The organism is Mucilaginibacter dorajii, assembly GCF_024808255.1.
Taxonomy (GTDB): Bacteria; Bacteroidota; Bacteroidia; order Sphingobacteriales; family Sphingobacteriaceae; genus Mucilaginibacter; species Mucilaginibacter dorajii.
Map to the genome: position 1 here is coordinate 171,060 of NZ_JANTYS010000003.1, position 13,724 is coordinate 184,783.

The 13,724-nt window shown below is 42.4% G+C and carries 10 protein-coding genes; all 10 read left to right on the forward strand.

All coding sequences use genetic code 11. The features are described from left to right. Window positions 1-48: 48 nt before the first annotated feature. Window positions 49-3,561, forward strand: coding sequence for a TonB-dependent receptor (locus tag FHS10_RS05160; protein WP_259088259.1), 3,513 nt, complete (start codon window positions 49-51; stop codon window positions 3,559-3,561). Window positions 3,562-3,580: 19 nt separating this feature from the next. Further along, entirely contained in the window at window positions 3,581-5,557 is a 1,977-nt protein-coding gene (locus tag FHS10_RS05165; protein WP_259088260.1) for a RagB/SusD family nutrient uptake outer membrane protein, read from the forward strand. Window positions 5,558-5,596: 39 nt separating this feature from the next. After that, on the forward strand, window positions 5,597-6,802 hold the full coding sequence (locus FHS10_RS05170; protein WP_259088261.1) for a DUF5000 domain-containing lipoprotein: 1,206 nt from the start codon (window positions 5,597-5,599) through the stop codon (window positions 6,800-6,802). Between the two features lie 37 nt (window positions 6,803-6,839). Further along, on the forward strand, window positions 6,840-8,087 hold the full coding sequence (locus tag FHS10_RS05175) for a DUF4998 domain-containing protein (protein WP_259088262.1): 1,248 nt from the start codon (window positions 6,840-6,842) through the stop codon (window positions 8,085-8,087). A gap of 259 nt (window positions 8,088-8,346) precedes the next feature. Then, complete coding sequence (gloA2, locus tag FHS10_RS05180) at window positions 8,347-8,736, forward strand: SMU1112c/YaeR family gloxylase I-like metalloprotein (RefSeq protein WP_259088476.1); 390 nt, start codon at window positions 8,347-8,349, stop codon at window positions 8,734-8,736. A gap of 274 nt (window positions 8,737-9,010) precedes the next feature. Beyond that, window positions 9,011-9,697 carry an NUDIX hydrolase gene (locus FHS10_RS05185; RefSeq protein ID WP_259088263.1) on the forward strand — a complete coding sequence of 229 codons (687 nt, stop codon included), beginning with the start codon at window positions 9,011-9,013 and terminating at the stop codon, window positions 9,695-9,697. Window positions 9,698-9,770: 73 nt separating this feature from the next. Then, complete coding sequence (locus tag FHS10_RS05190) at window positions 9,771-10,667, forward strand: NUDIX domain-containing protein (protein WP_259088264.1); 897 nt, start codon at window positions 9,771-9,773, stop codon at window positions 10,665-10,667. Window positions 10,668-10,671: 4 nt separating this feature from the next. Further along, entirely contained in the window at window positions 10,672-12,090 is a 1,419-nt protein-coding gene (locus tag FHS10_RS05195; protein WP_259088265.1) for a nicotinate phosphoribosyltransferase, read from the forward strand. Window positions 12,091-12,094: 4 nt separating this feature from the next. Further along, entirely contained in the window at window positions 12,095-13,003 is a 909-nt protein-coding gene (locus FHS10_RS05200; protein ID WP_259088266.1) for a ribose-phosphate diphosphokinase, read from the forward strand. Between the two features lie 12 nt (window positions 13,004-13,015). After that, window positions 13,016-13,720 carry a tRNA1(Val) (adenine(37)-N6)-methyltransferase gene (locus FHS10_RS05205; protein ID WP_259088267.1) on the forward strand — a complete coding sequence of 235 codons (705 nt, stop codon included), beginning with the start codon at window positions 13,016-13,018 and terminating at the stop codon, window positions 13,718-13,720. Window positions 13,721-13,724: the final 4 nt, after the last annotated feature.

A 13,724-nucleotide genomic window follows, 5' to 3' on the forward strand; every position in this document is an offset into this window, starting at 1 on the left:
TTTATCAAATCAGGTCTTAGAAGAAACCAATTATCAAACCCAATAAATATGGAGAGAATTTTATTCTGCCGGCGGATAATACTGCCCTTTATTTTTCTTTTATTGGTAACCCGGTATAGTGCTGTACAGGCGCAAAGCACGGGGCCAATAACACTCAAAAAGGCTAATACCACCTTAGCCGAGGTATTTAAAACAATCAAAAAGCAAACCGGGCTCACTGTTTTTTACAGCAACAATCTTTTAAATGATAAAGAAATTGTTTCTGTCGATTTTAAAAACATGGAGTTAAAAGAAGTTTTTGCTATCCTTTTAAAAGGGAAAAACCTGAGTTATGTGGTGCGCGACCAGCTCATTGTAATTGAAAAAAGCGAACCCACAACCGCTGCCCCTCTACAGCAGCAAAAGGAGCCGGTTAAGGCAGCCATCCCTAAAAAAGTACAGGGTATTGTTACCGACGATAAGGGCCTTACCTTACCCGGAGTAAGCGTTAAGGTTAAAGGTACCAGCATTGGCACACAATCAGATGTAGATGGAAGGTACTCCTTAAACTTAAAAGAGGGTGCCACCGTCGTTGTGTTTTCATTTGTTGGATCAAAATCGCAAGCGTTTGAATTGGCAACTTATCCCTTATCTGCTAATGGAACTTATAAAATAGACGTGCAGATGGGCGCCGACAAAACGGACCTTGACGAGGTTGCTGTAGTTGCCTACGGTACGCAGAAAAAGGCGAGTTTGGTAAGCTCCATAACTACAGTAAGCCCTAAACAACTTAAAGGGCCCTCAAGTAACCTTACTACTATGCTTGCCGGTGTGGTACCGGGCATGATATCATATCAGCGAAGTGGTGAGCCCGGTGCCGATAATGCCCAGTTTTTCATTCGTGGTGTTGGTACATTTGGAGCCGGTAAAGTTGATCCATTGATTTTGATTGATGGTATCGAATCCTCGACTACCGACCTGGCCCGGTTACAACCTGATGATATTTCCGGTTTTTCGGTGTTAAAAGATGCAACAGCTTCATCGTTGTACGGGGCCCGTGGTGCAAACGGTGTTATCCTGGTAACCACTAAACGTGGTGAAACAGGAGCGGTTAAATTCAATGTACGCGGCGAAAATTCAACCTCGTCAAATATCAAAAACGTCGATCTGGCCGATAATATTACTTACATGACTTTGGCCAACGAGGCTGTGCTTACCCGTAACCCCCTGGGTGCGCTGCCTTATTCACAAAATAAAATAGATCATACCGCGGCAGGCGATGATCCGCTGTTATATCCAAGCAATAACTGGATCAAGCAGCTCATAAAAACCAAAACCAACAATCAAAGGTTTAATATGAATGCCAGTGGCGGGTCAGAAAAAGCGAAGTACTACCTGGCCATGACCTACAATATTGATAATGGTAACCTGGCCGAAAACAGCCTGAACAATTTCAGCAACAATATTAAGCTGCAATCATACTCCTTATTATCAAACACCACCTTAAACCTTACCAAAACCACCGAGGTGGTAGTAAGTTTAAAAGGCCAGTTTGATAGCTACCACGGACCAATTAATGGCGGTGGCTACACCTTTTTAAATGCTTTGTGGAGTAACCCGGTAGCTTTTCCGGCTATTTACCCCAGCAATTTGTTGCCGTACGCAAACCACCCGCTTTTTGGTAACGCTATTATACCCAGCGGCGGCCTGTATATGAACCCATACGCGCAATCACTGTCGGGTTTTCAAAGTTCAAATACCAGTACCCTAACAGCGCAATTAAACTTAAATCAAAAGCTCGATTTTATTACCAATGGCTTATCTGCCAGGGTAATGGCTTATACAACGCGTTATTCGTATTTTACGGTTTCACGCCAGTATAGCCCTTACTACTATCAATCAAATGTACTTAACGGTCAATTTAATGGTTTAACCTTACTAAATGATGGTTCGGCAGGCAGCATAGGTGCCACGCCAACCGAATATTTAACTTATAGTCAAAATCCGACGCTAAACGTATCAAATTCAACCACCTACATTGAAACGGCTGTAAACTACAACCGTACATTCGGGCAAAAACATGCTGTTAGCGGCTTATTAATTGGTACCATGCGTAATTACCTTACCGGCAACGCGCCAACGCTGCAACTGTCGTTGCCATCGCGCAACCAGGGTGTATCGGGCAGGTTTACTTACGGGTACGATAACCGCTACCTGTTTGAATTTAACTTTGGTTACAATGGTTCCGAGCGTTTTGCAAGTAACCACCGTTTCGGCTTTTTCCCATCTGTGGGTGCCGGCTGGGTGGTATCAAATGAGAAGTTTTTTGAGCCGCTGCTTTCTGTTGTTGATAACCTTAAATTCAGGTTTACCTACGGTTTAGTGGGAAATGATCAGATTGGGCGGCCTGAAGATAGGTTTTTCTACCTGTCTGATGTTAGCTTAAACAGTGGCAGTAATGGCCAGTTTGGTACCAATTATGCCTACAGCAGGCCAGGCGTGGTTACCTATCGGTATGAAAATCAAAATATCACCTGGGAGCAATCAAGGCAAACCAATCTTGGTATGGATTTAACGGTGGCAAAAAACTTTACCTTAACAGTAGATGCTTATCAGCAAAAACGCGATAATATTTTAATGGTACGCAGCACTATACCTACCTCTATGGGTTTACAGGCCGATATATCCTCAAACGCGGGTAAATCATCCAGTAAAGGTGTTGACATTGCTATGGATTATAAGAAAAACTTTACCAACTCTTTCTGGATCCAATCGCGCGGTACACTTACTTACGCAAAAAGCAAGCTATTGAAAAATGAAGAACCTATTTATCCTGCCAACATGCAATACCTGAGCAAAGTAGGCAATTCATTAAACCAAATATATGGCCTTGTTGCCGAACGACTGTTTATTGACGATAAAGATGTTGCTAATTCGCCGGTGCAAAGCTTTGGCGATTATAAAGCCGGTGATATTAAGTACCGGGATATGAATGGTGATGGTAAAATAACCGCATCAGACGTGGTGCCGATAGGTTACCCACAGGTGCCCGAAATTATCTACGGTTTTGGCTTTTCGGTAGGGTATAAAAATTTTGATATCAGTGCCTTCTTCCAGGGATCGGCCCGCTCATCCTTTGTTATCAACTCGGCAGATATTTCTCCATTCTATTTAGTGAATGCTTACAATCCGAATAACAAACTTGATGTCGGTAACCAAAGTGGCCTGCTCAATTCCATAGCTAATGACCATTGGTCAGAAGATAACCGCAACCCCTATGCGTTTTGGCCGCGTTTAAGCAGCACCATACAGCCAAATAATAGTCAAACCGATACTTCACCAACATCAACATGGTGGTTGCGTGATGGTTCATTCCTTCGCCTGAAATCGGCAGAGATTGGCTACAATTTCACTAAAAAACAATTGAAGGGTATTCATTTGAATAGCGCGCGTATTTATGTAAACGGCCTAAACCTGTTAACGGTAAGCAGCTTTAAGCTGTGGGACCCTGAAATGGGAGCATCGGGATTGGGATATCCAATTCAAAAAGTGTTTAACCTGGGCTTAAGGGTAGAATTTTAAAAGCTTTCAAATCAATTATATGAAAAGTAATTTTATAGAAAAAATTAAGCATACTGTATCAAACCACGCGCCTAAAGGATATCTCAGTCTTTTAATAGTGGCTTTAATAATAGTATTGCCAATATCATCCTGCAAAAAATCATTCCTTGATGTAGTGCCGGACAACGTATCAACCATAGCTAACGCGTTTGTTTCAAAAACTGAGGCAGAAAAGTACCTGTTTACCTGCTACTCATACCTGCCTACAGAAACCGACCCGACCTATAACGTAGGCCTTACCGCCAGCGACGAGGTTTGGGTAGAAGACCCGGCCGGCCACATACGGCCAACAAACGTGCTGCAATTGCCAAGGAACTTTCAAAATTCGTCAGATCCGATTGCCAATTATATGGATGGTACCAGGGATGCCGCTGCGAATTACAAGGCTATACGCGATTGTAATGTTTTTCTTGAAAACGTAAGCGACCTGACCAAAGTACGCGACCTGGATGCAGATACACGCCAACGCTGGATAGCCGAGGCACAATTTTTAAAGGCCTTTTATCATTTTCAATTGTTCAGGGCTTATGGGCCAATCCCCATTATCGATAAAAATTTAGCCATTGATGCATCTATTGATCAGATAAGGGTAAAACGCCGCCCCGTTGATGAAGTAGTGAACTATATTGCCGGTTTATATGACCTGGCAGCAGCTAAACTGCCTTTAACCATCAGGAACGAAGGGAGCGAACTGGGCCGTGTTACCAAAGGTGCTGCATTGAGCATGAAAGCAAAACTGCTGGTAACGGCGGCAAGCCCCTTGTTTAACGGTAACCCCGACTATAACTCATTTAAAAATAAAGATGGGGAGCAGTTATTTAACCCAACCTATAGCGCCCAAAAATGGCAGTTGGCGGCTGATGCCTGTAAAACGGCTATAGATTTTTGCGAATCTCAAAATATACAGTTGTATACTTTTCCTGCACCAACCAATAAACTTAGCGATACTACCATGACGCAAATGAGCATCAGGAATGCCATGAGCGAAAAGTGGAACGATGAGTTGATTTGGGGTTTAACTGCCGATAACAACATTAACTACAACTCGTTTTTCCAGTCGATGTGTGCCGGCCAGTATGATTTTAATAATGCTGATGCCGCTAAATCTGCAAATCGCCCGTTGCTTGGCCCAACTATAAAAATGGCCAAACTGTTTTATACCAAAAACGGGGTGCCTATTAATGAAGATAAAACGCTTGATTTTAGCAATATAGCGCAATTGCGTGTTGGTACCCATGCCGAGCGTTTTAATATTAAAGAAGGCGAAACTACAGCCCGCCTTAATTTTGACAGGGAGCCACGCTATTACGCCGATTTGGGTTTTGACCGTGGTGTATGGTATATGGCCAACAGCCCAACTAAAACCGACGAAGATACCTGGTGGATGAAATCGCGCGGTGCCGAGGTTGGCCAATCATCGCCCATACCTATTGCCGGTTTTTATATGAAAAAAGCGCTTAACTGGCATTACGAATGGGCCACAGTTACTTATATCAATTATCCATGGCCAGAAATGCGCCTGTCTGATCTTTACCTGTTGTATGCCGAAGCATTAAACGAGGCCCAGGGTCCGGTACCTGATGTGTATACCTATATAAACCGCATCAGGGCCAGGGCTGGTTTGCCTACTGTGCAGGATTCCTGGTCAAATTACAGCATTAACCCAACCAAGTATACTACTAAGGATGGTATGAGGGCAATTATACAACGCGAACGCGCGGTTGAACTTTGCTTTGAAGGTCATCGCTTTTGGGATTTACTACGCTGGAAAACAGCAGGTGTTGAACTTAACAGTAACGTAACAGGCTGGTCTATCAGCGAAAACTCGCCTGAGTTATATTACCGCGAGCGCTCCATTTATTCGAGGCAGTTTGTAGTTCCGCGTGATTATTTATGGCCAATAAAGGAAAGCGATCTGTTGGTTAACCAAAACCTGGTTCAAAACCCTAACTGGTAAATGTATAGTAAACATATGTTTAACAATAAAAACATTAACATGGAAACAACGAAATTACGAGCTGCGTTTTGCATATGGTTATTAGCAATAGTAATAACCGGCTGTAAGCAGGAAACACTTAATAAGCCTACAGTAACTAATAATGCCGCCCCTGGTGTTGTTAGCAACGTACAGGTAAAAAACCAAAACGGAGCGGCCAATTTAACTTATACATTGCCTGGCGACGCTGATCTTTTTTATGTAAAAGCGGTATACGAAACCTCGCCGGGTAAAACGCGCGAAGTTATAGCATCGCATTATACCAATAATATAACGGTTGATGGCTTTGCCGATACGCTTGCACACGTGGTAAAATTATACGCTGTTAATTCAAGCGAAAAAGCGTCGGCACCGATTAGTGTTACCGTAACTCCGCTTACGCCACCCTATATTCTTGCTTTTCGTTCGCTTAAGGTAACGGCCACGTTTGGTGGGTTTAATGTAGTGGCTGATAACATTAATCAGGATAACCTGGCTATTATACCCATGGTTGATACCGCTAATAATGGTTTGTATGTGCAACCAAAAGGCATGGATAACATTTACAGTAACAGTGTTTTAATAAAAGCCGCAGTAAGAGGCCAGCCAGCTGTTGAGCGTAAATACGCGTTTTTTGTGCGCGACAGGTTTTTAAATAAATCTGACACCCTTTTTATGAAGCTTACACCATTTTACGAGGAGCAGTTTTCAAAATCAGATTGGTCGCCTTATGTACTGCCGGGCGATGCTACCAATTTATACTCGTACACAGATATTACCAAAATTTGGGATGGCAATTTTACAGGTGGCTGGCCAAACTGTCTTTTCACGGTTGAAAGCGCAGGCAGCCCACAAATGGTAACGTTTGATTTGGGTAAACAACGGGTATTGAGCCGTTTTATACTTAATCCTTTCCTTGAAGTTGGTAACGTATACTATGTAAGGGGTAATTTAAGGGATTTTGAAATATGGGGCTCTAATGCGCCAAATGTCAGTGGTGCATTAGATGCTTCATGGACAAAACTGGTAACCTGTACCGTGGTAAAACCATCTGGTTCTGCATCTGGCACAGAAACCCCTGCCGACTTTAAATACGCTCAAGACGGCTGGGGATATGATTTTCCGGCAAGCTCAATTTCATATCGGTATATCCGTATCAGGAGCCTGCGCAACTGGACAGGATCATACTTTATGAGTATCAGCGAATTTACCTTGTTTGGGAAGTAGTAAACGCATACAGGCATTTTTCAATTTAATTTCAATTATGAAACAGTATAAATATATATCATACTACCTTTTGGTGCTAATGGCGTTTATCATGAGCGCCTGCACTAAAATGGATGATTACAAAAAGAAATACGAACCAAACGGGCCAATTACATACCCGGGCAAGCTGGATTCGGTACAGTTGTTTTCGGGCAAAAACCGGGTGCTTTTAACCGGGCTTTTTACATCCGATCCTAAAATTGTAAAGTACAGGGTTTATTGGAACAGTAAGCAGGACTCTGTTGAAACGCCGGTAACCCGTACATCTGGCGTGGATACCGCCAAATTGTATATTCCAAACTTACCCGAAGGGATCATGAGTTTCGAAATCCGCACTTATGATAACCAGGGACATGTATCTATCCCGGTTACCATAGCAGGCAATGTGTACGGCAGCCTGTATCAAAGTTCGCTTATTAACCGGGGCATAGCCAAGGCCGAATTACAAACGGATGGTTCGGCGTTAATTAACTGGGCCGATGTTAATGCCGATGACGGCTTGCTATCGATGGAAATTAAATACAGCGATGTGGCTAATAAACAACATGATACCTTAGTTACATCGGTGCCAACAGGTTTAAGTACATCTTTACCTAAATTTAAGGTAGGTAGTGTTATCAGTTACCGTACTGCTTTTAAACCCAATAAAACAGCCATCGATACTTTTTATGTAGACTATCAGGATCATAGCGTAAAGGCCGAGGTAACCAGCATTTATTTGTCAAATACAGGTCCTTTTCAAAGGAATAGTTTTGATGGCCGGTGGGGCACACTTGCAGCTCCATGGATTACCAACGCGGCTGCCAAAAATAAGGATAATGGTACCAATGGCGGTTATTCATCTGATGCAGGCGGCGTTATTAACTGGGAAACATGGGGCTACACCCCTGTTGTAAACGGTATAATTTACCAGCCTACATCCGCCGCATTACCGGTAGGAACTTATCTTGTTTCGTTTAGTTATTACTCAGAAGTACAATCCAATTCAACCGTATATTGCGTAGCTGCAGCAGGCGGCAATGGCTTACCGGTATTAGCTAACCTTATTACAGCTTTAGGCTACACTGGTATGTATAACGGTGCAAACGTAGGCACAACCAGCCCTAACGCTACCGAAACAAAAACGTTCACGTTTACGCTTACCGCGCCACAGGTGGTATCAATTGGCTTTTTAGGCAATGTTGTTGGCAATGGAAATCCCGGTAGTTATTTCCAGGTATTTAATATTAAGCTGTATAAAATCTGATGTTTTAAATAACCGATAGCTATAGTCAAACCAAAATTGACTTTATCTAAATAGTATCACAATATCCCGGCTGGATAACTCCTGCCGGGATATTTTTTTATTTGAGATTATCGCCCATTAAAGACGGGGGTATACCAACGCAAAGCGCTATTGCGTTGCTCCAACTGCTCATTCTTTACGTTCACACCGTAATGTAGAATTAAGATTTGGTTATGAAATGGATTGACAATGATTTATTACACGCTATATTAGCTAAATGATGCTTAAACTTAACAGGATACACCATATTGCTATTATCTGTTCTGACTATCAAAAGTCGAAATATTTTTACAGCGAAATACTTGGTTTAAAAATAGTTCGCGAGGTTTATCGCGAAGCAAGAGATTCTTATAAGCTCGATTTGGAAGTAGGCGATCTTTACCAGATTGAACTTTTTTCATTTCCAAATCCCGTGCCCCGTCCTTCCCGGCCGGAAGCTGCCGGCCTCCGTCATTTAGCTTTTGAGGTTAACGCTTTGGACGATGCCGTATTTCACATCACAGAATTTGGTATTGAGGTTGAGCCCATCAGGGTTGATGAATTTACCGGCAAACGCTTTACCTTTTTTTCCGATCCGGATGGGCTGCCGCTGGAATTGTATGAGCGATAGCTTTTTTTGTATCAAGTAGTAAGTATCAAGTATCAAGATTTGACTTTTTCAGACGGAAGGTTTTTAGACTTGAAAATTGATGTAGCTATCTTGCTACTGACTATTTGCAACCAACCGTAGCTGTCTTACTACTTGATACTTACTACTTACTACTAATTGTCGTCCGCTTGCAAATCAAAATCCAAAAAATCAGATTAATCTGCTTAATCCCGGTTCCGACAAATCCCTTACCAATAATTTGCGTGAATTTTCCGCATATTAATAACTTTGCGATATGACCACCTCGCAAGATATTAAAGTAGCCGTTGATGCCGTAGTATTTGGATATACTTCGAAGGAAGGATTGTCTGTATTACTTATTAAACGCGATATTCAGCCGTTTAAAAACGGTTGGGCTTTACCCGGTGGCCTTGTTGGTAATCAGGAGTCATTAGAAGACGCCGTACAGCGCGAACTTAAAGAAGAGACTGGCATCAGCATAAACTACCTTGAGCAGTTATACAGTTTTGGTAAACCAGGTCGCGATCCACGTAACAGGGTTATTTCCATCACTTATTATGGTTTGGTAAAACCGGATGTATTTGAAATACATGCCGATACCGATGCTGCGGAGGTAGCATGGTTTAACATAAAAAAAATACCCCCGCTGGCTTTTGATCACCAAAGCATTATCATCGCGGCGCATGATCGCCTTAAAAGTAAAATTCTTTATCAGCCCGTAGGTTTTGAATTACTGGAAGAGCGGTTCCCTTTTTCTGAATTGGAAAAACTGTACATGGCCGTTTTAGATCGTGATATAGACCGTCGCAATTTTAAAAAGAAGATTGTAAAGTTTGGTTTTCTGGAAGAAACAACTGAAAAACAAGTGCTTGAAGGTGCAGGTCGACCGGGCAATTTATTCCGCTTTAACCAGGAGAAATACTTTCAGCTCCAAAAACAAGGTATCAATTTCGAGATTTAAATAAAAAACGATAAATAATTTGCGTAATTGAAACGCATATTTATATTTGCGTATAATTAACGCAAATATAAATATGAAAATAGCCGTAATTATTGCCCGTTTCCAAACACCGTATTTGCATGAAGGGCATAGGCAATTGATTGAAACAGTAAGTAAAGAGCATGCCAAGCTCATCATATTACTTGGGGTAAGCCCGGTAATGGGAAGCCGGAAAAACCCTTATGATTACCACACCCGCGAAAAAATGATCAAAAAGGAGTATCCCGAAGTGATAGTGATCCCGGTAAGTGACCACCCCAGCGATAAGGTATGGTCTGATAATTTGGATAATCTGCTGAAAAGCGTTTTTCCTAACGGAAGTTTCACGCTGTTTGGTAGTCGTGATAGTTTTATTCCGTATTACAGCGGTCATTTTAATACGGTAGAGCTACCTGCCCATGGCGACTACAATGCTACCGAACTGCGTAAACAATACGCCGACATGGTATTTGATTCAAGAGATTTTAGGGCGGGTATTTTATATGCCTACTACAATCAATACACCAAAGTATACCCAACGGTTGATGTGGCCATGTTTAGGAACAACAAAACCGAATTGCTATTGGGCAAAAAGGCAAACAGCCATAAATGGCGTTTTATAGGCGGCTTTGCCGATCCGGAGGATGAAAGCTATGAAGCCGCCGCCTTGCGCGAATTAGGCGAAGAATGTGGCGCGGTAGAGATAGGAGCGATGACCTATGAAACATCGCACCGGGTAAACGACTGGCGTTACCGTAATGAGGCTGATAAGATCATTACGATGTTGTTTAGCTGCGATCATCTATCTGGCGAGCCGGTGGCCAGTGATGATATTGTTGATGTGGCCTGGTTTAAACTCACGGATTTGCAAGCCATGATTAATGATGAACTTATAAATGATGAGCATGTTAAAATGCTAAAACTGATTATTGGCAAATACCTTAATAACTAATACCATGAAACGCGAGAATTTAATCCTGCTGGCTGATGCATACAAATATGCTCACCATAAACTTTACTATCCTGGTACTACCCAGATTTATAGCTACCTGGAAAGCCGGGGCGGTATGTTTAACGAAACTATATTTTTTGGCCTGCAATACTTTTTAAAAGAATACCTGCAAGGCTCGGCGTTTACACAGCAAGACCTTGCTGAAGCTGATGGCTTTTTACAACAGGTATTTGGCAGGGATGACGTGTTTGAAAAAAGCAAGTTTCAATATATACTTGATAAGTACGATGGTCGCCTGCCGGTGATTATCAAAGCTGTTGCCGAAGGTACAGCAGTGCCAACCGGTAACGTATTAATGACCATTGAAAATACCGACCCGGAGTGTTACTGGCTTACCAATTTTTTAGAGACCTTGTTAATGCAAGTATGGTACCCATGTACCGTGGCTACCTTAAGTAACCAGATCAGAAAGGCGGTAACGCGGTATTATATCGAAACTGCGACAGATGGTGCCGAAGCCGGGATAGATTTTGTGTTGAATGATTTTGGCTTCAGGGGAGTAAGCAGTGTGGAAAGCGCCAAAATTGGCGGCGCTGCCCATTTGCTTAACTTTAGCGGCAGCGATAACCTTGCCGGCTCAAAAATGGCTATCGATTATTATGATGCGAAGCGGGTATACGGATTAAGTATCCCGGCTACTGAGCATAGTATTTGTACACTATTGGGCCGCGAGGGCGAAGAAAAGATTTTTGAACATGTATTAAGGGCTTTCCCTACCGGCACCATAGCCTGCGTATCTGATAGCTTTAATATTTTTAAGGCTTGTGCCGAATATTGGGGAACCGATTTGCGCGAGGAGATCTTAAACCGGGACGGTACATTGGTAATCCGCCCGGATAGTGGCGATCCTATTGCCACATTGCTGAAAATATTTGAGATCTTATTTGATAAGTTTGGTTGCACCGTTAATGCCAAAGGTTATAAAGTTTTACCACCACAGGTAAGAGTAATACAAGGCGACGGAGTAAATTATACTGAAATAGGTAATATATATAAAGCGCTGCAAGAAAATGACATCAGTGCCGAAAACCTGGTATTAGGTATGGGAGGCGCTTTACTGCAAAAAGTTGACCGGGATACACAAAAATTTGCTTTAAAATGCAGTAGCGCCGTTATCAACGGTACCGAGGTTAGGGTTGAGAAAAGCCCTACAGAAATGGATGCGCAAGGTAATATTACCGAAAGCTTTAAAAAGAGTAAAGGTGGCCGTTTAAAACTGGTAAAAAACAACGGTGTTTTTGAAACACTTAACCAGGATGCCGAGCCTCAGTTAACAGACTTGCTGCAAACCGTTTTTGATAATGGTAATTTAATAAATACCCTTAGTTTTGAACAGGTGAAAGCCAACGTAAATGCCAATTAATACAATGAACCAAAAACTGCTGTTTGCTATAAAAGATTATGAATACCTGGCCGAAAAGGTGATGGCCCGCGGTACATTTGAAAAAGGAAACCTGTCGGTAAGTAATTTTACCGATGGGGAACGTTACCAACGTATCCTATCGCCTATAGAAAACCGCCATGTTGTTTTGATAGGAGGTACGGTTACCGACCAGGCTACGCTGGAACTTTATGACCTGGCATCGTCGTTGGTGAGTTATGGGGCCAACTCGCTTACCCTGGTTATTCCGTATTTTGGTTATTCAACCATGGAGCGCGCTGTATTGAGTGGCGAAATTGTGACCGCCAAAACCCGGGCCAGGCTGTTATCAGCTATCCCAAAATCAAACCGGGGCAATAAAGTATTGTTGTTTGACCTGCACTCCGAAGGGATTCAGTATTATTTTGAGCATGATTTGTACCCGGTGCATGTTTATTGTAAGGATATTGTGATTAAAGCCGCGCTTAAATACGGCGGCGATAATTTTGTAATGGCCAGTACCGATGCCGGCAGGGCGAAATGGGTTGAATCTTTGGCCAACGACATGGGCGTAAATGCAGCCTTTATCCTTAAAAGACGATTAAAAGGCGACCATACCGAAGTAAGCGCCATTAATGCCGATGTTGCCGGCAAAACGGTGGTTATTTATGACGATATGATCCGTTCGGGAGGTAGCATAGTAAATGCTGCCAAAACTTATAAAGATGCCGGGGCGGGGGATATTTACGTAATAACAACCCATGGTTTGTTTGTAAACGATGGCATTAATAAACTCAAAAACAGCGGTTACATTAAAAAGCTCATCTGTACCGATTCGCATTTTAATATGCAAGGTATCGATGATGATTTTGTGGAGGTTAACAGCCTGGCAGAATTGATTTGCTCGGTTATTTAATAATTTACGCAGATGTTCCACTTCAAACAATTCAGCGTAGATCAAACCGGTTGCGCCATGAAGATCAATACCGATGGTGTATTGCTTGGGGCATTAACCGAGGTGGATAAGCCTTTGGCGGTTTTAGATATTGGTACAGGCACCGGGGTAATCGCGTTAATGCTGGCGCAACGCTTTCCTGCTGCCCAAATAGATGCCGTTGAAATAGATGAAGCTGCTGCTAATACCGCTGCTAATAATTTCAAAAACTCACCTTTTAAGGATAGGCTCACGCTTTACGCAACAGATTTTAAATCGTTTTTTGATAATCGCCCCGAAAAGAAATATGACCTGATCGTATCTAATCCGCCCTTTTATATTAACTCTTTGCAATCGCCGGGTGCAAAAAAGAACCAGGCGAAACATGCAGGGGATGGCTTTTTTGATGGATTGATTGAAGTGATAGCCAGCCACCTGGCAAATAATGGTATTTGTTGGCTGGTATTGCCTCGGGATACCTCTGCATTGGTTAAAACTCTGGCTGCATCATCCGGGCTTTCCCTGCAAAAGATCATCAAAATACATTCTTTTAAAACCGATGAAGCTCATCGGGAGATCCTTGCTTTTGGTTTGCAATCTGCCCGGATCAGTGAGCAAAATTTCGTGATTTATGATGCGCCTAAAATTTACAGCCAGGAATACCAGGCTGCTTTAAGAGGCTTTTTGACTATATTTTAACTTT